At 35.3% G+C, this 23,534-nt stretch carries 14 protein-coding genes and 1 pseudogene; 11 read left to right on the top strand and 4 right to left on the bottom strand.

Translation table 11 applies throughout. The features are described from left to right. Positions 1 to 77 precede the first annotated feature (77 nt). Both AC0ONG_RS14555 and cypD read left to right on the top strand, forming a co-directional pair. Complete coding sequence (locus AC0ONG_RS14555) at positions 78 to 1,556, top strand: DHA2 family efflux MFS transporter permease subunit (RefSeq protein WP_000005102.1); 1,479 nt, start codon at positions 78 to 80, stop codon at positions 1,554 to 1,556. A gap of 584 nt (positions 1,557 to 2,140) precedes the next feature. Beyond that, complete coding sequence (cypD, locus tag AC0ONG_RS14550; protein WP_474203610.1) at positions 2,141 to 5,338, top strand: bifunctional P-450/NADPH--P450 reductase; 3,198 nt, start codon at positions 2,141 to 2,143, stop codon at positions 5,336 to 5,338. Between the two features lie 211 nt (positions 5,339 to 5,549). On the opposite strand, the gene AC0ONG_RS14545 is transcribed toward cypD, so the two are convergent. Beyond that, positions 5,550 to 7,661 (bottom strand): TerD family protein, encoded by a 2,112-nt coding sequence (locus tag AC0ONG_RS14545; protein WP_000798032.1) that lies wholly within the window; start codon positions 7,659 to 7,661, stop codon positions 5,550 to 5,552. Between the two features lie 742 nt (positions 7,662 to 8,403). On the opposite strand from AC0ONG_RS14545, the gene AC0ONG_RS14540 reads away from it, so the two are divergent. From AC0ONG_RS14540 to AC0ONG_RS14505, 8 genes and pseudogenes are all read left to right on the top strand, one after another. Next, a complete protein-coding gene (locus AC0ONG_RS14540) occupies positions 8,404 to 8,763 on the top strand; it encodes a DUF5412 domain-containing protein (RefSeq protein ID WP_033669673.1) in 360 nt (119 codons plus the stop codon). Positions 8,764 to 9,127: 364 nt separating this feature from the next. Continuing rightward, entirely contained in the window at positions 9,128 to 10,078 is a 951-nt protein-coding gene (gene bla, locus AC0ONG_RS14535; protein WP_000636467.1) for a class A beta-lactamase, read from the top strand. 191 nt (positions 10,079 to 10,269) lie between these two features. Then, positions 10,270 to 10,956, top strand: coding sequence for a response regulator transcription factor (locus tag AC0ONG_RS14530; RefSeq protein ID WP_000444082.1), 687 nt, complete (start codon positions 10,270 to 10,272; stop codon positions 10,954 to 10,956). Next, complete coding sequence (locus AC0ONG_RS14525) at positions 10,953 to 12,029, top strand: sensor histidine kinase (RefSeq protein WP_000800283.1); 1,077 nt, start codon at positions 10,953 to 10,955, stop codon at positions 12,027 to 12,029. Before AC0ONG_RS14530 ends, AC0ONG_RS14525 begins: the two co-directional genes overlap by 4 nt. Positions 12,030 to 12,276: 247 nt before the next feature. Then, the gene (locus tag AC0ONG_RS14520) at positions 12,277 to 13,038 is read left to right on the top strand and encodes an ABC transporter ATP-binding protein (protein WP_000595169.1); all 762 of its coding nucleotides are present in this window, start codon (positions 12,277 to 12,279) and stop codon (positions 13,036 to 13,038) included. Positions 13,039 to 13,054: 16 nt separating this feature from the next. After that, a complete protein-coding gene (locus AC0ONG_RS14515; protein WP_000897824.1) occupies positions 13,055 to 14,884 on the top strand; it encodes an FtsX-like permease family protein in 1,830 nt (609 codons plus the stop codon). A gap of 567 nt (positions 14,885 to 15,451) precedes the next feature. After that, positions 15,452 to 16,798, top strand: a complete 1,347-nt coding sequence (locus tag AC0ONG_RS14510) for an FAD-binding oxidoreductase (RefSeq protein WP_000964999.1) — start codon at positions 15,452 to 15,454, stop codon at positions 16,796 to 16,798. A 42-nt stretch (positions 16,799 to 16,840) separates the two neighbouring features. Beyond that, positions 16,841 to 17,035, top strand: a pseudogene (locus AC0ONG_RS14505) (alpha/beta hydrolase); the annotation flags it as partial. Positions 17,036 to 17,508: 473 nt separating this feature from the next. Here the strand turns inward: AC0ONG_RS14505 and AC0ONG_RS14500 are convergent. From AC0ONG_RS14500 to AC0ONG_RS14490, 3 genes are all read right to left on the bottom strand, one after another. Then, entirely contained in the window at positions 17,509 to 19,296 is a 1,788-nt protein-coding gene (locus AC0ONG_RS14500) for a helix-turn-helix transcriptional regulator (protein ID WP_103623571.1), read from the bottom strand. 114 nt (positions 19,297 to 19,410) lie between these two features. After that, positions 19,411 to 19,989 carry a sensor domain-containing protein gene (locus AC0ONG_RS14495; protein ID WP_000836849.1) on the bottom strand — a complete coding sequence of 193 codons (579 nt, stop codon included), beginning with the start codon at positions 19,987 to 19,989 and terminating at the stop codon, positions 19,411 to 19,413. A 358-nt stretch (positions 19,990 to 20,347) separates the two neighbouring features. Continuing rightward, complete coding sequence (locus AC0ONG_RS14490) at positions 20,348 to 21,685, bottom strand: erythromycin esterase family protein (protein ID WP_136997156.1); 1,338 nt, start codon at positions 21,683 to 21,685, stop codon at positions 20,348 to 20,350. A gap of 359 nt (positions 21,686 to 22,044) precedes the next feature. Between AC0ONG_RS14490 and AC0ONG_RS14485 the strand changes: the two genes are divergently transcribed. Continuing rightward, entirely contained in the window at positions 22,045 to 22,929 is an 885-nt protein-coding gene (locus AC0ONG_RS14485) for a CPBP family intramembrane glutamic endopeptidase (protein ID WP_000600467.1), read from the top strand. Positions 22,930 to 23,534 lie beyond the last annotated feature (605 nt).

The following is a 23,534-nucleotide window of genomic DNA, read 5'->3' as shown; positions in this document are numbered from 1 at the left end:
GGTAATGTTTTCTTGTGCAAATATGTAAACGATTTAAACGAATCAATGAAATTTATAATGAAGGGGCAATTAAATATATGAGTGAAACATTACATAAAAGAAAACCACCATATTTAATGCTTGTAATCCTTTTTATTGGGGCATTTGTTTCATTTCTAAATAACTCGCTTTTAAATGTAGCCTTGCCATCAATAATGAAAGATTTAGACATTCAAGATTATTCAACGATCCAGTGGCTTTCTACAGGGTATATGCTTGTAAGTGGTATATTAATTCCGGCATCAGCATTTTTAATAACGCGTTTCTCGAATAGAAGCCTATTCATTACATCTATGGTGATTTTTATTCTTGGTACTGCCTTAGCAGCTGTAGCGCCGAATTTTGGTTTATTACTTACTGGTCGGATGGTTCAAGCGGCAGGCTCTTCAGTTATGGGGCCTTTGTTAATGAATATTATGCTAGTAAGCTTTCCAAGAGAAAAAAGGGGAACAGCAATGGGGATTTTTGGACTAGTTATGATTACAGCTCCAGCAATTGGACCGACACTATCAGGTTATATTGTAGAGTATTATGACTGGCGTTTGCTTTTTGAAATGATTTTACCGTTAGCAATCATTAGCTTACTGTTAGGGATTTGGAAATCTGAGAATGTCATGAAACAAAACAAAAATGCAAAACTTGATTATCTCTCATTACTATTATCTTCTGTCGGTTTTGGCGGTTTGTTATATGGATTCAGTTCTGCAAGCTCCGATGGTTGGACAAATAAAGTTGTCTTAACAACCTTAATCATAGGCGCTATTGCCCTAATTGCTTTTATTATCCGCCAATTAAAAATGGATGAGCCGTTATTGGATTTACGTGTTTACAAGTACCCAATGTTTGCACTTGCGTCTGTAATTGCAATTGTCAACGCAGTGGCCATGTTTTCGGGGATGATTTTAACACCAGCTTATGTACAAAACGTCCGCGGTATTTCACCGCTGAGCTCTGGGCTGATGATGCTTCCAGGTGCGGTAATAATGGGGGTTATGTCACCAATTACAGGTAAACTATTTGATAAATATGGCCCTCGGATTCTTGGTATAGTAGGACTTTCCATTACAGCCGTTTCAACTTATATGCTGGCAAATCTGCAACTCGATTCTAGTCACACACATATTATTCTTATTTACACATTGCGGATGTTTGGGATGGCGATGGTGATGATGCCACTTATGACAAATGGCCTCAATCAATTGCCAACGCGCTTAAATCCGCACGGTACAGCTGTTAATAATACAGCTCAACAAGTGTCCGGTTCGATTGGTACTGCTATTCTTGTTACGATTATGAATTCTGTAACAAAAACAAAAGCTGAAAGTCTAATGGCTGATGTAGATCCAACAACCTTCACAGAGGCTACGAAGGCAATGTTAACTCAGAAGGCTTTATTATCCGGAATTCAATATTCATTCTATGTAGCGCTTGGCATGAATGTTGTTGCACTACTATTAGTTTTTTTCGTTAAACGTGTAGATACAAGTGCGGAAGCTGTCGAGAAGTTAAATCGGTAGAGAAGAATAAAACGCTAGATAATGATTCCTACAAGTTTTTTTGCTGCTAAGGCGCCGATATTTAAAGCTGGAAAAGAGCTGAAAGAAGCAGTGAAATAATTATATATAGTGAAAGAGGACCTGACGTTCATATCAGGTCCTCTTTCATTAGTAACACGGTATACTTGCTTATCGTATTGGTTTAACTAAACTACTGATTTTTCGAATACTACAATCTTAAGCTCGTCAACTTCTCTATTTTGGGGTGTTTTAGAAGAAAATAAATCAAAATGATCGTTTTATAAACAAATGCAAGAGATGAGATCCGTTTGCAAATTCTCATAAACATTATAATTTTAGCTTATCTTTTAACGCCAATATTAAAAGGATCCAATTATATTTATTCGCTTCATTTTAATTTAGTATTTTTCTACAATTTATAAATCTAATTGCCAAGCTTATACTCAATATCATAATCATGAATAGTTAGGGAAAAGATAAAATAAGGTAATCAATTACATATCTGTATCCCAGGCAATTAGTTGCTATTTCCTCTTTATTAAATGGGATATGCTATTTCATGCTTTTTTGAAAGGGTGTTTTAAATGGAAAAAAAAGTATCTGCCATTCCCCAGCCGAAAACATATGGACCGCTGGGTAATCTCCCATTAATCGATAAAGATAAACCGACTCTATCGTTTATTAAGCTGGCGGAAGAGTATGGTCCCATTTTTCGAATTCAAACTTTAAGTGATGCCATAATTGTCGTTTCTGGACATGAACTGGTAGCAGAAGTTTGTGACGAAACGCGGTTCGATAAAAGCATAGAGGGTGCTTTGGCAAAGGTTCGTGCCTTTGCTGGAGACGGATTATTTACTAGCGAGACTCACGAGCCTAACTGGAAAAAAGCTCATAATATTTTGATGCCTACATTTAGCCAACGGGCAATGAAAGATTACCATGCCATGATGGTCGATCTTGCTGTACAACTCGTTCAAAAATGGGCACGGCTTAATCCGAATGAAGACGTAGATGTTCCGGAGGATATGACTCGCCTTACGTTAGATACAATTGGTCTATGTGGTTTTAATTACCGATTTAATAGCTTTTATCGTGAGACCCCTCATCCTTTTATCACTAGCATGAGCCGTGCTCTAGATGAGGCAATGCACCAATTGCAGCGGCTGGATATAGAAGACAAACTCATGTGGAGAACGAAACGTCAATTTCAGCATGATATCCAATCTATGTTTTCTTTAGTAGATAATATTATTGCTGAACGTAAAAGTAGTGGAGATCAGGAAGAAAATGATTTACTTTCCCGTATGTTAAATGTACAGGATCCGGAAACTGGTGAAAAATTAGATGATGAAAACATTCGTTTCCAAATTATCACTTTTTTAATAGCTGGGCATGAGACAACAAGTGGATTGTTATCTTTTGCAATTTACTTTTTATTAAAGAATCCGGATAAGTTAAAAAAAGCCTATGAAGAAGTAGACCGTATTTTGACAGATCCTACTCCAACATACCAACAAGTTATGAAACTGAAGTATATACGGATGATTTTAAATGAATCGCTACGTCTATGGCCTACCGCTCCAGCATTCAGTCTCTATGCAAAAGAAGATACAGTGATTGGCGGGAAATACCCAATTAAGAAAGGAGAAGATCGTATTTCTGTTCTTATTCCACAGCTGCATAGGGATAAAGATGCATGGGGAGACAATGTGGAAGAATTCCAACCTGAACGATTTGAAGAGCTGGATAAGGTTCCTCATCATGCTTATAAGCCATTTGGAAATGGCCAGAGAGCATGTATCGGTATGCAATTTGCACTTCATGAAGCCACTCTTGTAATGGGAATGCTTCTTCAACATTTTGAATTAATCGATTATCAAAACTATCAGCTGGACGTAAAACAAACATTAACGCTAAAGCCCGGTGATTTTAAGATTAGGATTCTACCCCGAAAACAAACTATTAGTCATCCTACTGTTCTTGCACCTACAGAGGACAAGCTGAAAAACCATGAAATTAAGCAGCACGTTCAGAAGACACCTTCTATTATTGGGGCTGATAATCTTTCACTTCTTGTTCTGTACGGCTCGGATACAGGTGTAGCAGAAGGTATTGCAAGAGAATTAGCAGATACAGCTAGTTTAGAAGGGGTTCAAACGGAAGTGGTAGCTCTTAACGATCGAATTGGAAGTCTACCGAAAGAAGGAGCGGTTCTTATTGTAACTTCTTCTTATAATGGAAAACCGCCAAGTAATGCAGGACAGTTTGTGCAATGGTTGGAGGAACTAAAACCAGATGAGCTAAAAGGTGTTCAATACGCAGTTTTTGGTTGTGGAGATCATAATTGGGCTAGTACCTATCAACGGATTCCAAGATACATTGATGAGCAGATGGCTCAAAAAGGAGCAACAAGGTTTTCTAAACGCGGAGAAGCAGATGCAAGTGGTGATTTTGAGGAACAGCTCGAGCAATGGAAACAAGGCATGTGGTCTGATGCGATGAAGGCATTTGGATTGGAATTTAACAAAAATATGGAGAAAGAGCGTAGTACTTTGAGTCTGCAATTTGTCAGTCGTCTTGGAGGATCTTCTCTTGCACGAACATATGAAGCAGTTTATGCAACTATACTAGAAAATCGTGAACTCCAATCATCCAGCAGCGATAGAAGTACACGACATATCGAGGTATCCTTGCCAGAAGGCGCTACATATCAAGAAGGAGACCACCTTGGAGTGCTGCCAATTAATAGCGAGAAGAATGTTAATCGAATTTTAAAACGCTTTGGATTAAACGGAAAGGATCAAGTCATACTGAGTGCAAGTGGACGAAGTATAAATCACATACCTTTAGACAGTCCTGTTAGTTTATTGGACCTTCTTAGTTATAGTGTCGAAGTTCAAGAAGCAGCCACTCGTGCACAAATACGAGAAATGGTAACATTCACAGCATGCCCTCCTCATAAAAAAGAATTGGAAGCATTATTAGAAGAAGGGGTCTATCATGAACAAATACTAAAGAAACGTATTTCAATGTTGGATCTTCTTGAAAAGTATGAGGCTTGTGAAATCCGATTTGAACGCTTTTTAGAACTGCTTCCTGCGCTCAAACCGCGTTACTATTCTATTTCAAGCTCTCCACTTGTTGCACAGAATCGTCTGAGCATTACGGTCGGTGTTGTTAATGCGCCTGCATGGAGTGGAGAAGGGACATATGAAGGAGTCGCTTCTAATTATTTAGCTCAGCGTCATAATAAAGATGAGATTATTTGTTTCATTCGAACGCCACAATCAAACTTTGAATTACCTAAAGATCCAGAAACACCAATTATTATGGTTGGGCCAGGTACTGGAGTTGCACCATTCCGTGGATTCTTGCAAGCGCGTCGTGTTCAAAAGCAAAAAGGTATTAATTTAGGACAAGCGCATCTATATTTTGGTTGTCGTCATCCTGAAAAAGATTATCTCTATCGTACAGAGCTAGAAAATGATGAAAGAGATGGATTAATCTCTTTACACACAGCTTTTTCTCGTCTAGAGGGACATCCCAAAACATATGTACAGCATTTAATAAAACAAGATAGTATCAATTTAATTTCGTTATTAGATAATGGAGCTCATCTTTATATATGTGGTGATGGCAGTAAAATGGCTCCGGATGTAGAAGATACCCTTTGTCAAGCATATCAAGAAATTCATGAAGTCAGTGAACAAGAAGCAAGGAATTGGTTGGATCGTGTGCAAGATGAAGGGCGATATGGAAAAGATGTTTGGGCTGGTATATGAATGTTTCTTAATTAGATACGTATTAACTAATGAACTTCTTTCGAATAAATTTCACTTTATTAGTATCGTGTATTTAGCTGAATAATGATTAACCGGACTATTTAGTATCTACTAAATAAAAAACAGGACCTGATATGCATCTATCAGGTCCTGTTTCACATAGACATTATACATGGATATTTTCCACACATTATCAATGTTTGTAATGTAGTTAGCCTTGTGGGTCAGCTATAAAATCAGATATTATTTTTTCAATATCGAAAGGAGTAATCCCTTTATCCAAAGAGAAAATAGTTTCTGCTTCTTCGATGTCTTGAACGAGTTCACCTCTAGCTTCAATATGTAATCGGAACAAGTCATATAAATTCGGTTTAACTAAATTAGTTAAAGCCTTTCCAACTAGTATCATACCTTTTTGATTCGCCTCGATGGTATTATCATAAGTTAGATCTCTTGTAAGAGATAAATCTGTCCAAATCAATTTTCGTTCCTTTAAGTCTAAGATAACTGGAATAGAGATTTGGGTGTCGGCAGTAATATCCACTTTATCTTGAACAGTAGAAGGTTCAAATATTTCACCTGAACCAGGATATTGACGAACCATCCAACCAGTAAAGCATTCTGGTAAATCTTTATATGGTTGGTCTGTGTAAGAAAGCAAAGTCATGACTACATAGCGTCCACCATATTTCAGCACAGACGGAATATCGAAATCAATGAATTCAGATGCCCCCTTTGGTGCAGAAGTAATGTCTCCGCTATGGTAGGCTTTGAAATTTTTTGAACGTAAGTTCGTGAAGGATACATGTTCTTTGTATTGCCAATCTTCGTCGTACATTGCAGCAGACAAATCAATGTCAACGCGTCCTGTATGTTGTCCATTCACATAGCCTTCTTTCCACCATAGGAAAAAACGAATCGTATCTCCTTCTGGCAAATCTACTTTACTTCCTCGAGATAATGTGCGAAGCGCTTTGCTGGCTGAACGTTGAGAGAAGGGAACTAAGTGATTTTTTAACTGTTCATCCAAAAATACTTTTCCGAGACTTGGAAGTTTTGCGAAGCGATTTTTTAAAGTATCTTCACACATTTTTACAATCATTAAACAAATATCCTCTGAGATAAATGGAAGTGTATTTTCAATACCTATAGCTTTTGCTACATTTCCCTTTGGAAAAAAGGTACGAAATTCATTTTTATCATTTCGATGCTTAAAATGAGCTGTGAGTTGAAGTAATACAGGAGTAGAAACGTCTCCTATTATACTTAGAAACTCTTCGAGAATATGGAAAACATCTGTTGACTTATCACTACATAAACGGATTAAATGATCCAAGCGTCTGGCAAATTCCCCAGGGCGAGTTTTTAAAAGATTTTTCGCTGTCATGATATCACGATTCAACAAAGCTGCTTCTATTTTTCCATTAAATGTTTCAACTTTAATGTTGTTGCGAAGAATCTCAAATGCTCGGTGGGTTTTTGGGAAACGAGTATGATATTCTGCTGGATGAAGAATTTCACCTAGACGAATCCAACGTTTTTTGTATCGAAGCATATCTTCGGTAATGTTTCCGCATTGCTCTAACAATCCTAAAAGGAAGCGTCTTTCTGCTCGGTTAAACTTCTTGAATCGAACGGAAGATGCTAAACTCACATCGCCTTCAGATAAAGCAACTGCAAGGCGAAGAACATCAGTTGCTGTTTTAAAATACTTTGCAGCAGCATCGGCTGATATTTTTCTGTTTATTAATAAAACTCCAATTATAAAAGACATATTTTCCTTATGAGGAATTACATTAGGTAGAAAACAGGAAACATCTTCAGTGTGTGTAATAGCCCATTCTACATCTGTCTTATCAGTTGAGGAAATAGAGCTGTTTGCACTAATCAATTGAGAAATCATTTGATTGAAATCTTCTTCACTTCCTAAGTTAATAACTTTCAAATCAACGCTATCTAAAAGAGGAAGTCGTTCTTCTACTTTTGATACAGGTAGGCGCAACGTCACATAATGAATAATAGCATTAATGTATAAATCAGCGTCACTTAAATCCATCATTTGTTGCGGAAAGTTTGGATACATAGGAGCAAACTGAATATGTGCACCAACCATTTCTTTTAAATGTTTTACCAACTCTTTGTAAAACGATGTGAATGTATCAACCGAAAGTGTTTGCAACTCTTCTATTAAAGGCTCGGAAAAAGTAAATCCTAAACTTTCCAAGTTTTTTAAAACAGTGGCTAAATAAATGTTCGGTAGTTTATTTTCTTCTCTTTTTATAATTACTTTCAAACTTCTTCTTATGTAAATAGAATTTTTCATGAGAACGCCAGCTATTCACTCCTTATAAAAGAGGGGAATAGTCTGACTGTCCTCCTTTCAGTGGTAGATTTTTATTTTTACATGCATAAACACACTAATTATAGAGAAATGCACTGAGGGTACATAGCTATTTTTTAGTGGAAAATTAGGGGTATAACATTTAGTTGTTAAGTGGTAATTTGTTAATTAAGAAAAGAAAACCTCTACATCAATGGTTGATAAACTAAAGTTTATTCAATCCCAAAGAAGAAAGAGGTTTTATAGTCTAATTATTTTCATAGGAAATTGACAACTCTAAAACAATTTGAAATTTCTACAAAGAAGGAAGAATTGTCATAGCCTATGTGTTTAGCAGGAAAGTAACATCCCTATTTGGTCAAAGAAGTTAGAAGGAAGGAACGTCATAGCCTGCTTTATTAGTATATTCTCTTGCGAAGAGCAATTCAAGTATACTGTCTGATTTTTTATATTTTTCTTAAAGGGGAATTTTCATGTTTATCCCGCATTAACGGGTAGCCCGATTGGTGAGTGGGATTAAAGTTTCACTTTATAAATAGGGAGACCATCACATGCCCTTTTTATAATACTATTACGGGAGGATTTTTATTTTTGATATATTATACCATTTATTTAATGGTATAATATGGTATTAGTTCTATGGAATGGAGTTGAATGAGTATTATAAATACAAAAGGTGAAATTAAAAAAAACAAAAAGAAAAGTATTACTAACTATAATTACTATGTTAGTAATTATAGTTGGGTTTGGATATTGGAAATTTTTTAGTTTGCAAGGTGTTCCAAAAGGGGAATTAATTCGAACAGTGAAATCTCCAGATGGAAAATATCTCATCAAGACTTATTTTCATAATGCAGGATCATTAAGTGCGGATGCTGTTAGGGGTGAATTAGTTAACCTTGATACAGATTCAGAGAAAAATATATATTGGAATTATCCAGATACCGATCCATATATTGAATGGGTAAATAAGAATATTGTTAGAATTGGAGATCAAACTTTAGATATTTCACAGAAAGAAACCTATGATTGGCGTGATGATGATAAGCACGTTAAAGAAATGCCTAAACAGTTTAGTAGATAAAGCAAGAAAATTTAAATTTATTTAATCTTATTCGTTTAACTATAGATAGGATTATATGAGTAAAAAAGTCCATTTAGATCTTCTAAATGGACTTTTTTAGGTTTCTAGATACGACTACTGATAAAAATGGAACAAACTTGTTACTTAAGTTGTCTATTAAGTATACGTATAAAACAGGTGTTCATGATAATTCGCTCATTTTATCCCGCTATTTACCCGTAAAAGCCCGATTGGTGAGGGCTTCTTGCATTTCACTTTATGAAAAGTGAGATGCAAGAAGAGTGATATCCGATAGACTTTTTCATTGTGTCGGTATGTATAACACCTAGAAAAACTATATATTCTTGAAAGAGGTTGAAAATGTATGATAGTCTTAAACAAGTTTTTTAACATTTTACATTACAAAAAGATGGTACCTGTAGTATTTCTTTCATGTGCAACGCTTATAGGCTGTTCCGATGGTAATACTCAATCTGAATCACTTAAACAAACGAAACAAACAAATCAAATCAAACAAGAAACTACTGGTAATGATTCTTTTGCTAAACTTGAAAAAGAATTTGATGCTAAACTTGGTATTTATGCATTGGACACTGATACGAATCAAACCGTTACGTATCAATCAGATAAACGGTTTGCATACGCATCTACCCACAAAGCTTTAGCTGTGGGAGTACTTTTACAAAAGAAATCAATAGAAGATCTAAATCAAAGAGTTTTGTATACTCGTGAAGATCTTGTTAATTACAATCCAATTACAGAAAAGTATGTTGATAGGGGGATGACTCTGAAAGAGCTTGCAGATGCTTCCCTTCGATATAGTGATAATACTGCACAAAATCTTATTCTTAAACAATTAGGTGGACCTAGCGAATTCAAAAAATCACTGAGAGAAATAGGAGATACCGTTACAAATCCTGAACGTTTTGAACCAGAGTTAAACGAAGTGCATCCAGGAGACGTACATGATACTAGTACCCCAAAGGCATTAGCTACTAGTCTTCAGGCTTTTGCGTTAGGAGATGTACTTTCAACTGAGAAACGGGATTTATTAATAGATTGGATGAAAAGGAATACTACCGGAGACAACTTAATTCGTGCTGGAGTTCCAGGAGGATGGGAAGTAGCTGATAAGACGGGCTCGGGATCTTATGGAACCAGAAATGATATCGCAATTATTTGGCCACCAAATAAAAAGCCAATTGTTCTTGCGATACTTTCTAATCATGATAAAGAGGATGCTAAATACGATGATAAGCTTATTGCAGAAGCAACCAAAATAGCGCTGGGTGTCTTAAAAACTAAAAATAAATAATAATAGTATTAGTTATTGAAATTTTCCTGTTTTTCCGTCACAATACTGTGACGGTCTTTTTGTGTATTTTACAAAGAATCGTCTTAATTAAAGAAAAAAAGATAGAAACTATCTCTAGTAAGTTTATTAATTAAGTAACAACAAATATATGCTTTATTGTATACTTATTGCATTTAATGTGGAGGAATAATATGGAGTCAAAAATTCTTATTGTTGATGATGATAAAGAGATTAGAAATCTTATCTCTGTATATCTAGAAAATGAAGGCCTAAAAACTCAAAAGGCAGAAGATGCTATACAAGCTTTACAACTGTTAGAAGAAAAGGAATTTGATTTGGTTATTTTAGATATTATGATGCCGAATATGGATGGCATTGAAGCATGTATGAAAATTAGGGAAGATCGCAATATGCCTATCATTATGCTATCTGCAAAATCTGAGGATATAGACAAAATTCAGGGCCTAGCCTCTGGTGCAGATGATTATTTATCAAAACCGTTTAACCCATTAGAATTAATCGCTAGAGTGAAATCCCAATTAAGAAGATTTAAAAAATACAATACGTCCGTAGAACATAATAAAAGCATTCTAGAAATTGGTGACTTAACCGTAAATACAGATACACGTCAAGTATGGGTAAGAGGAAAAGAAACAAGGTTAACTCCAAAAGAGTTTGCTATTCTCGAACTACTTGCCCGCAATAAAGGGATTGTCCTGAGTGTAGCAAAAATATATGAAGCAGTTTGGAAAGAGGTTTTTTATAAATCAGACAATACCGTCATGGTGCATATTACAAAAATAAGAGACAAAATTGAAGAGGATTCTAAACATCCCATTTACATTAAAACTGTTTGGGGAATTGGGTATAAAATATGAAGAATGTTAGTTTCAGAAATAAGATCATTATAAAACTTCTTGGTGCTGTTGCAATTAGTTTTTTTATTTCATTTGGTTTAACAATCCTCATTTTGGCATACGTCATAGATCCATTATTTATAAAACACGAAGAATTTGGTATGTTTGAATTCAATGTCGCAATGTTGTTCTTATTCGCGTTCGCAATCTTTACCTTTATTATACTTTTTTTGATATTGGTTCGAAAGAAAATAGTATATTTGAAGCTTATTTCTGATAACGTGAATGATATTGCCAATGGAAAACTAGGTCTAACAATTGGGATTAAGGGGAAGGACGAATTGACCCAACTTGCTAAAAATATCAACTATATGTCTAAGGAATTGGAAAATACATTTGAACAAGAAAGACGATTAGAACGTACAAAAAATGAGCTCATAACTAACGTATCTCATGACTTACGCACACCGTTGACATCTATTATTGGTTATTTAGATTTATTAAAAAGAGGGCAATACAACAATAACACACAATTACAGGAATACCTTGAAACCACTTATTCAAAGTCACAGAGACTGAAATATTTAATTGATGAGCTGTTTGAATATACTCGTTTATCAGGCATAGATGCTAAGTTAAATCTTAATGAAGTTGATTTATCAGGTCTGTTGGAGCAAATAGTTGGAGAATACATTCCTATATTTGAAAAGGAAAGTTTAATCGTTCAAAAATCAATTACACAAGAAATAATACCTATCTTCATAGATGCAGAAAAAATGGTACGTGTATATGAAAATCTGTTTATGAATGCGATAAAGTACAGCATGAAACCATCCCAATTATTCATATGTCTTGAATTAATGGATAACAAAGCAATTTTAAAAGTATCAAATAAAGTCGAGAGATCGCCTGTTAGCGATCCAAATAAATTGTTTGAAAGGTTTTTCAGGGGTGATAAGGCAAGAAAAAATAATCAAGGAAATGGACTGGGACTTGCTATCTCAAAAAGAATTGTTGAACTTCATGATGGTAATATACATGCAGAATATAAAGATGGCTGGATGTCCTTTATTGTTGAACATCCAATCAAATAGAACGGCTTATGGAATTACAGGTTCCATAAGCTTTTTTTATAAAACTTAAGAATTCTTAAGGATTTTACAGGGTGTTTCCTAATTTTTATAGTTTATCATGGGTGTATTCAAAGTGATGAGGTGAGCAAAGAAGAAAAAAGGAAAGACTTCATTGTAGCTTTAGGGTGAATGCAATATGACTATTTTATTAGTAGTAAACAAACGTAGTAGCTTATTGTAATGAAATAAAAAATGTAGGAGGATATAAATGATAAAGCCAGTTGTAGATGTAAAAAACATTCAAAAATTGTACGGTAAAAAAGGTGAGAATCAATCACATGCATTAAAAGGTGTATCATTCTCAATTCAAGAGGGGGAGTTTGTCGGTATTATGGGGCCTTCTGGTTCTGGTAAAACAACATTATTAAATGTAATTTCAACGTTAGATAAAGCGACAGGCGGCGTTGTTGAAATTGCAGGAACGGATATTACGAGGATGAAGCAGGGTGAACTTTCTGATTTTCGTTCACAAAAGTTAGGATTCATTTTCCAAGACTTTAACTTATTGGAGAATTTATCTATCTATGAAAATATCGCACTCCCACTTTCACTTCAAGGTGTTTCATCTCGTAATATTGGAAAGAAAGTAGAAAAAGTAGCTGATATGTTAGGCATTACAGCTATACTTCAAAAATATCCTTCTGAAGTATCTGGTGGACAAAAGCAACGTTCCGCAGCAGCACGTGCGTTAGTTCATGAACCAGCAATTATTTTGGGAGACGAGCCGACTGGAGCTCTAGATTCTAAAAATGCAACGAGTTTACTTAATGCCATGACAAGCTTAAATAAAGAGCAAGGTGTATCCATTATGATGGTTACGCATGATCCTTACAGCGCAAGTTACTGTCAACGTATTTTATTCATTCAAGATGGTGAGTTATATAAAGAAATTCATCGCGGTAGTACCCGTGAAGAATTCTATAAAGAAATTTTAGATGTGCTTGCAAACTTAGGCACAGAAAAAGCGTAAGGAAGGAAGTTCAATCATGTTATTTAAGCTTTCTATGTCAGGCCTAAAAAGTAAGTTGCAAGATTACATTGTTTTACTTGTTGGTCTTATTGTCTCTATTTCAACTTTTTATATGTTTCAAACGCTAGCATCCAATAAAACGTTCCTTGAATCTAACTCTTCTATTAGGGATATTGTGGCTGTCTTTAAAATTGGTTCCGTTTTGTTAGCGATTATCACATTTTTCTATATTTTATATGCAAACTCTTTCTTATCAGCTCTTCGTCAAAAAGAATTTGGTATGTATATGATGTTAGGAGCAAAAAAGCATAAAGTTACCTTACTTATGTTCATTGAAACAATCATATTAGGTGCCACCTCTCTTTTGATTGGAATTACAATTGGTGTAGGACTTGCAGAAGGTATCGGTCAGCTATTAATGAAACAACTCGAGTTTGCTGGTAAAGGTTATAAAGCATTTTATCTGCCATCAATAGCTATTACTTGCGTCTCCTTCTTTGCACTATTTGTATTATCTGCAATTATGAATAGTATTAAATTATCGCGTATTTCTGTACTGCAACTTGTACATGCAGATGCACAAACAGAACGTGTTGCCATAAAAGGAAAAATGACAGTTGTAATTGCATTCCTTGGTATTCTTTTATTAGGTATTGGTTATGCATCACTGATCTATATGTCATATGCAAATCCGCTAATTGCTTTGGGATTAATGGCCGTCGGATTAATCTCAGCAACCGTTGGTACTTACCTTATATTTGGATCCCTTCTTCCAGTTATGATTAACAAGCTAAAGAGTAATAAAAAACGTAGTGAAAAAGGCCTCAATGCTTTTACTTTTGCACAATTAAATTTCCGCATTAATAGTCTAACAAATGTGCTTGCAACAGTAGCAATTTTAGTGGCTCTTGGTGCTGGTGGAATTGCTTGTGGTATGGCATTTAAAAACAACATTATAAACATGACAGATCAAATGCGAATTTACGATTCAGTCATTCATAATCCAACTGCGGAAGAAAAGACAATTTTGGGTGGTATCTTATTTCAAGAAAAATTTGAATACCATTACAAAGTTGATGATAGGTATGTTTATTATCTTAAAGAAGATGTAGAAAAAAATCGTCCTTTCTTGCAAGGTATGAAAATAGAGAAAGTTTCAGAGGAAGTACCAATTGGTGCATTTTCAATAAAATGGGTTAAAGGAGAGATCGACACAAAACAATGGATTCAGGCTTTCAGAACGATCCAGCCAAATTATATGTATCCTGATTATGAAATCAAAATTGTAGAACAAAACATATACGATGGGTTGAAGGGTAAAGAAAGTACTGTATTTATAGGGAAAACAGATGATTTTGGATCATACATAAAAGAATGGAAAAAACTTGATGAATTACAGATAGCAAAATATAAAAATGTGAAAGCGGAAGAATTGGATAGTAAGTATCAAAAATATATTACGAGTCATGATTTTTCCAGCGGACTAATGTTTATGGGCTTTTTCGTTGGAGTTGCATTTTTAGCAATGATGGCAAGTTGCTTAATGTTTAAAGTTCTGTCGGGAGCATCAAAAGATGTAGCACGTTATCAAATGCTTCGTAAAATTGGTGTTCGCCGAGAATTATTAACAAAATCAATCTATAAAGAGTTATTCTTCATATTCTTATTCCCAGCAATTGTGGGGATTACTCACATATTAGTTGGTATGAACATGTTTGGATCGCTTTTAATCGATCCGTACTTTCGTATTTGGTTACCACTTGTTATTTTTGTAGTAATTTACTCGATTTATTACTTGATTACAGTTCAATTATATAAAGGGATTGTACTCCCGAAAAAAGATTAATGTAATGATGTTATTTATACGAAGTATAGACATAATCGGACCTCGTTTTATTGATTATTTTGAATGGGTACAAGAAATTTAGAAATAATAGGTGGACTAGCACTACAGTCCATAAACTATTTATTTTAGATTTTAAATTAAAAATTTATCTTTTATCTAAGAAGGGGCGCGGCAACGATTACTACTTTTAGGGGCCATTGGCAAGTTTTATTTAATAGGATTAATTTGTATGAGTTTTCTTTAAAGCTTGTAATGCTATAATCTCATAAGTTAAAGTTTCACCCTGAAAATCTATTATTTATAATGAGTAGCCCGAAAGAGAAAGGATTGTTGCCGTGTCCTATCACCATCAAGCAAGGTTGATAGGTATGTATGCGTCACTACGCCATATAGTAAAAATAAAGGCTCAAAAACGGCTTTTGTCGATTTAAAAGCTGCAAGGATTTGTTTAATTTTATGAAAAAAAGTAAGAATCACCAATATAATTGGCGGTTCTTACTTTTTTTTACATACATATTATTAGCATGATAGCATTAAAAATTTTTGTACGGAGAGAGAGGTTTCTATATGCTCTATGATGAAAATATAAGTTTAACAGGACGTATTGTATCGCCTGGTGAAGCGCAATATGATTCAGCACGTCAGGCGTTCAACACATTTTTTAATAGATTCCCTTTTGTTATTGTCTTTGCACAAAATACTCAAGACGTTGTGAATGCAGTACGATGGTCGTTACATAATAACGTACCTATCCGAGTACGTTCAGGAGGGCACAATTATGAAGGCTTGTCAGTTTTAGATGGTGGTATTGTAATTGATGTCAGTGAGATAAATCAAATAAAAATAGATCCAACATCAAAAACTGTTACAGTAGGAGCTGGTTGTAAAAATCTCCATCTAGCTGAGCTTCTTGGGAAAGAGGGATTAGCTATTCCTAATGGGGTCTGTCCTAAACCAGCTATCGCAGGAATAGCGCTAGGTGGTGGGCAAGGTATTCTTTCTCGACCATTAGGACTACTACTTGATCATGTCGTAGAAATAGAAATGGTTGATGCTAACGGCTGTGTATTGCAGGTTAATGATCAGGAGCATCCTGATCTATTTTGGGCTTTACGTGGTGGAGGCGGAAGTTTCGGTATTTGTACATCTTTTCGCTTTCGTACTCAGGAAATTAAGACTGTTGGTTTTGTTGAAGTTAGTTGGAGGCATCAAGATTTAAAAGCCGTTATACAGGAATGGCAAAAGTATACTCTACCTACTTCTGATAAACGCTTTACTCCTACATTATTATTGTCTTCAGAAAAGACAGCTCCTGTGTTGATGCATGGGATTTTTCATGGATCAGTTACAGACTTACAGAAATTGATACAACCACTTCTCAAAATTGGATCACCTATAAAGGTAGACATAAAAGAACTCTCTTATTTAGAAGCTATAACGTTAATATCCAATCATCAGCCTACAACTCCTTTTCCATTTAAAAGCGTAGCACCTTTTATGGATTCTTTATTACCTGAAGAAGGTATTGCTACAATTCAACATTTTATGAGTCAATCTCCACCTAATTCTACTGTTTCTATATTTTTTCAGGGCTTAGGGGGGACTGTTTCTGCAGTACCCGAGGAAGCAACTGCTTATTTTTATCGAAAAGCTCTAATGAATATGGTGTTATTTTCCACTTGGGACAAACCTGAGGGAGCTGCACAAGGGATTCGTTGGGTAGAAGCTTTTCGTCACGCGTTAATTCCTTTTACGAAAGGTGTCTATGTTAACACACCTGACCTCTCAATGAAAGATTGGTCGGATTTATATTATGGTGAAAACTTTAAACGATTGACTCAAGTGAAAGCTAAATACGATCCAGAAGATATTTTCAATTTTCCACAAAGCATTCCACCTGTTTATAAAAAATAGAAATCCTTTTCTGACCTTAAATTTTGCAATTTATAAAGAATGATAGATAATCCTTTTTGGAAATAACAATTAAAAGAGAGAGATAACATTGATTATTGACTGTATCAAAAGTTAAATCACTTCTTTACAGAAGGAGAAGGAGAATTAAGTCAATCGGATGAATAGTATAGTCCTGCTAATATCCCAGAGTATGTTATAAATGATATTGCCACTTGGGTGCAAGGAAGAGTGAAATGAAATTAGCAACTATATTTTTAAATGACTATTTTCAGAGACAACAAGTGAATTAGGGGGACTGGTTTAGAGGAATCCCCACATGAAAAGACCTGAAACTGTCTTCCGTATAGCGATAATAAAGATGTTTAATTTCTAATATAGAAAACAATAGCGTTGCTACATTCAATATGTAGTAACGCTATTTAAATTTTTTAAAACAGGGTTAAATTTTTCGAAAAAATTACCTATCAAAAATGATATTCAATTAAATTCATAAGTTTATCCCGCATTAACGGACAGTGAGACCCCCACCTCAAAATTCAGCGAGAGCAAAGAAGTGAGGTGGGGCGGGCTGCCCGTAAAAGCCCGATTGGTGAGGGCTGATAATCAGTGGGGGATGAACAAAATTCCCACTGATTAAAGTTTCACTTTATCCTTTACTGTATCTTGTAACTACATTTTACCTTGCTGTAGAGAAACAAAAAACATTTTTCTTATTCAATAATTCCAATTTCTAGAGCCTTTTGAACAGCTTCTTCTTTGTTGCGGACTCCTAGCTTTGTATAAGCTGTGGAAGCATAATTTCTGACCGTACCATTCGATAAATATAACCTTGATGCTATGGTAGTGTATCGAAGTCCCTTTGCCACTAGCTGCAATATTTCTATCTCCCTAGCTGTTAGCTCATAAGCGGTTGCTTTTGATTGTGGTGTCTCTTTTTGCTCATCAAACTTCTCAAATATTTTGTGAGACATTCCCTGATCAATCAGTGTCCCACCTTTGTGAATAAGTCGGATCGTATTAGCTAGCTCCAATGTTTCAATAGATTTGAGTAAAAAACCATCCGCACCGTTGCGAAGGGATTCCAACGCCTGTTCGGTATCCTGAAAAGTTGTGAAAATCAATACGCGGATATGTGGCCATTGTTGCTTGATTTTTTTGGTTGCTTCGACTCCATCCATGTGCTGCATATCTAAATCCATAAGTATAACATGGGGTTGAAGGCGCCCACACAAATCGATGGCTTCATTGCCATCCTCAGCTAAACCGACTACATTTAAATCTTCATATCTATCGAGTAGTGTCCTCAAACTTTCCCGAACAAATGGTTGATCGTCTACAATTAACAAACGAATAAGTCCATCTTTTATTTCAGTTTGTCGCGGTATGGTACATGTAACAAGCATTCCTTCCTCTGGCTTTGTATATACAGACAATTGACCTTGCAAGTTCATTGCCCGTTCTTTCATCGCATTCATACCAAAGCCTTCCTGCCATTCTACATTTCCTTTTCCATTATCTTGAACTTCTAACCTCGTATATTGTTCGTCAAACTGCAATGAAACTATAATTTCAGTCCCCTGACCATGACGTACTGCATTCGTAAGGGACTCTTGTAAACAACGAATGAATGCGATCTTCGCTTGCCGAGACAGTGGATATTCCTCTCCGAATGTCCTAAAACTTACATTTACCTGAGCGTGCTCCTGAAATTCGACCCCAAGATTTTGTAGAGATTGAATCAAGGAAGGCGATTGACACGGAGACTCCATTTGATGTAAGTAACCTCTCACATCTTCGATGCTTTTACGTCCCATTTCAAGCAGAGAATCTAGCCTCTGTATACCCATTTCAGTAGCAATTTCGATACGCAACGTTTCCATCCCCATAATAATAGAAGTATAAGCGTGACCAACTGTATCATGAAGCTCACTCGACAGTCTGTTTCGTTCTTCCGCCAGTGTAATGCGTTCAATCTGAGACATATATTGCTCAAGTACCGCGTTTTGTTTACGAATCGCTTCATTTTGCTTATGATTGACGATTAATAAATGGAAAGCGAAGCCCATTACATAAGCAAGTCCATAGTAGGTAACTAAAATCCAATAGCTATTACTTGGCGCAACCGCATAGAGAATTCCAGTTGTTATAAAAACTGTTGTTGGAGCTGTCCAATAATAGGACAAATGCTTACTATTCGCAGCAATTAGAAAAGCCGATATCAGAAATGTAACGTTAGCTTCCGGAAATAAAGAGGTTAAATATATACACAGTCCACCATATAGCAGTATTTCTGTGAACAAGTAATATTTGTAATTGAACAGTAAGGCTACCCATGGAATCGAGAAGGCAACAACCTCCCAAAAAATAACAATCCAAAGTGGCAATGTTAAACTATCCTGAAAATCGAATGTGGTTATGGCGATAGAGACACTAACAAGTATACGGACTCCTAACATAATCCAATCGTACCAAAACCAATACTTAACCATATCTAACAAGTCATTTACCCCCTAAGTAGCCTACCTTTTTACTTCATATATTATAATTTAATCCTTCATGCCTATTATACTTTTAAATTTAAAACTGCGATACTACTCACAGATTGCAAACTTCTATTGATTTAGTTGCTGAATCATACTACGTGTATAGCCCCCAATTTTCTGTGTCAAACCTTCTACTATTCTAATACTTATGGCGGTAAATACTATACCCATAAACATTACAAAGAGTGACTTGGCAAACGTATCTATCTGTATGAATATAATATTCATATCGATGTATCGATACAGTAGTGGTGCCAACAGGAACATAAGTGGCATTACATAAAAAATGATTGCACTAATAAGACTGAAAATGCCAATCACAAATTTCTGCATTAACCAATAGACAGCAGACCAAGTGCGACGATCTGTAAGCACTAATTTCACCTGAGCCCAGTTCGATGTATCCATTGTTATATTTCTATCGTAAGAGTCTGTTGAAATATCTGTATAAATTTTCGTCTGTATGCGCTCGAATTGGATAAAGTGTGTGGTAGTCTGTAGTACGCGCATAATTAATGGAATCCCAACAACAGTAAATGAAAGGGTGAAACTAAATAGCAGAGCTATTAGATAAAAACAAAAATAAAACAATCCTGTAACGAAAGTTAGCAATAAAAAATAACCATTCTGGATGAATTTTGATTTCATAAAGTTCATCGCTCCTATCTATGTAATAACCGAATCATACTGCTTTTTTTGTCATTCTCACTAGTGTAAAAGTGTCATATGACATTTCTAAATGATGCTAAAAAGGGGAGAGCAGCCTACTGCTGGTTAAAAAGATGCTTATATCCCGCTATTTGCCGGGCAGTAAGACCCCCACCTCAAAATTCAGGTGGAAGCAAAGAAGTTAGGTGGGGGTCGGGCTGTCCGTAAAAGCCCGATTGGTGAGGGCTGATAATCAGTTGGGATGAACAAAACCCCTACTGAATAAAGTTTCATTTTATTAATCCTCCACAAAACAATCCCGTTTTTGCATTTGCAAGAACGGGATTGTTTTGTACTTTTATTTAATATGAGATGGACTTGTTTTTCGAATGTGAAAAATAATATCAAATTGCTCAAGCAATGATTTATCAAAGTATGTCGATTCGTTTGGGAATATTTGTCCCCCTATACTTAGTAATGGTCTTTTGGCTTTAACCCATTTCTCTGCTTGTCCTTTAAGGTGACGGTTATCCAATAAAAACATGTTATATGGTACTTTTCCGAGGGTATAGTTAAAACTATTTACATTTTGTGGAATCGAACGCGTTGTAATCTTACCTCCAGTAGAAGGATCATATTCGCTGTATAAGGTGAAATTCCCCTTCGTAGTTGTACTACCAATTGTGACATAATTATTGTCTAAACGTTCCTTCAAAAATTGCCCCGCAACATAAGGGTATAATTTCTCATCGATAATTCCTTTAGCAATATGAATATTGTGTCCCCATACCATCGTTTTACCACCAAATGTTTCTTGTGCCCACATTGCATGATCGGCCAAGTATTGCTCATGTAGCTTTAACATACTTGGATAGTCGTTAGGAATTAGCATTGTGGTAAATTTCTCTATTGCACTTGCCGTTGCTTTCGCCCAGATGTACTCGGGTGAAACTATTTCTGTGTTGGCTTGTTTATTCTCATCTTTTAGTAATCGAGCTACTCTCTCAGCGTTTGTTTTGAACTTTTCTTTTATTTCAGGAGCAAGGTCCATATATTCCTGTGTACTTCCATTAAAAGCCGACAATTCTTTATAATTTTCTTCTACTTCTGCCAGCAAATTTGGTCGATGCAGCTTTACATAATCAATTACTTTATTAAAGCAACCTTGGTCCAATTCCTTTAAGTCGAGCCCGATAAATTGGATCTTTTTTTTATTGGATGGATCGGCATTATAATCTTTCATCCACTCAATCATGGCTATAATTTCATCAGTAGGATATAACAAGTTTAAAAACTCCCTAGGGTTTCCTTTTCCTGTTTGGATATATTCATTTAGCTTTAAGCCGTTTCCCCAATCTTCTTCCATTGCGAAATTTGTAAAACCCATCTCAGTAACCAAATATTTCACAAGGCGAAATTTCATAGTGAAAATTTCAGAGCTTCCATGAGTATTCTCTCCTAATCCCACATATTGCGCGCTCCCAATCATTTTCTTAAGTGGTTTTAAATCCTCAAATGATTTTGACGGCTCTATCGTTTTTAATGGGTAAGCCTGTGATTGTATGGATTTAACTATATTTTTTTGTATTGATTGACCTGAATTTTCGACTGCTACTGTTTGAGCCTTTCCTACTTCTACACATCCTGTGACTAATAAAGCTGTACTAACCATTGCAATTATGCTTTTCTTATTCATTTTTTCCACCTCAATTGAATTATTTGTAAAGCAAGATTGATTCATTGTACTTGAACGAATCAATTGCCTTAATTCAATTGTTATCTATTCCATATCATATTTTCTAGTTACATATTGTCATAAGGTTAATTGACACAGGTCATAGACTAATCATTACACTTTTGTACTATCGGTTATGACAACTTATAAATAATAATTACATTGATGAGTCGTAAGTAAGACTAGACTATAAATTGGGGAGGGATTTTAAAGATGAATGAATCTGTATACAAAAACATTTTTATTCTAAGTTGTGTCTGTGGAAATGACAAGAAGTAAATTCGATAAACAAGTGAATGAAAGGGGAAGGGCGGATTAAAATGATATTACACGCAAAATCGTTCCACAATAAAGATAAAATCCAACGTGCTAAAATAGGACTTCAACTCTTTTTGAGTATCTTAATCATTACTTCTATTATCCTAAATGTAGTAGTAATAATTACGAAAAGTATGCCGCTTATTGTGGTATATATGTTTACCCCAGCATTATCTTCTATTTTGACTCGCATAATACTGAAAGAAGGGTTTAAAGATGTATCTTTTAGTCTCGGTAACTTAAAGATATGGAAAGGGATTGGTTTTGCTCTGCTAATCCCTATGATTATTTGTGGAATTACTTATTCTATCGCCTGGTTGAGCGGAATTGCGGGGTTTCAGTATCCCGAAGTTGGTATGTTTATTTTAGAACCGATCTACAATATGCTTGGGCTTCAGTATGTAACGGCACCATTCAACTTCATTTATCTAGTAGTATTGAGCGGCATTTTCGGAAGTTTGCTTGGCTTAATCCCGGCTTTGGGAGAAGAAATGGGTTGGCGAGGTTATATGCTCACAAGGCTAGTCGATGCAGAGTTTTCACGGCCCATCCTTATTAGTGGATTGATTTGGGCAACGTGGCATGTTCCAATAGTTATTGCTGGTCTATATGTAGCGGGACCATCTGTCGTTCTTTCAGTACTTGGTATCTATCTTTGTATTGTACCATTCGGTTATATTATAGCTTATTTACGACTTATCACAGGTAGCATTTGGCCTTCGGTTATCATCCATGCTACTTGGAATGCCATTATTCAAGGACCTTTCACACGTGCAAGTACAGGGTATCAAACTGAGATTTGGATTGGAGAATCTGGCTTGATAACCGCTATTATTATCTTGATTACTGCAATAATTACGTCTCGAATCGTAAATTTTACTAAATAGCATACGGATGTGTTTTAAATTCAATTAGTGAAATATGACGAGGCGAAATAAGATGCACCTAAAAATATTAGAAAAAATCTAGTTGAATGGACTCTTACTTAATCTTAGGCTGCTGGATATATGGGAGGCATCAAGCTAAGGGTTTAATTTATAAAAATAAACTTGATTGTCATAAAAAACATAATGTTTTTCATTTAAAGGCTATGAGATGAAATTTCATCATCTTCATCACGTTAGACCTTCAGGAAATAAAAAGTTAAACGATTATACAAATACTCTAACTGAAAAAACGATAGTCCTTTTATCAAAAATGTAGAAGGACTATCGTTTATTTTTTTGACAAAATTAGGGGTTGATGTTCATAAAATGGAGAATATAATTCGTATTTTACGTAAAGAGGAAAAATTTTCCGAATAAGATTTAGCTAATTTTCTTGATGTATAACGATTGATTGAAATTTCACTTTATGACTTGTAAAGGGATGTTCAATGCATCGTACCATTAAAAAATCTAAATTTAATCGATGAATTGCGATAAAATGTGGTCGGAAATAATGAAATTTTAGGAAAAATAAGGTACACTAGTCTATGATTTTAGTTGAAAAT

This window comes from Bacillus sp. TCT6, assembly GCF_056033845.1.
This window is presented reverse-complemented; position numbering and strand designations above follow the sequence as displayed.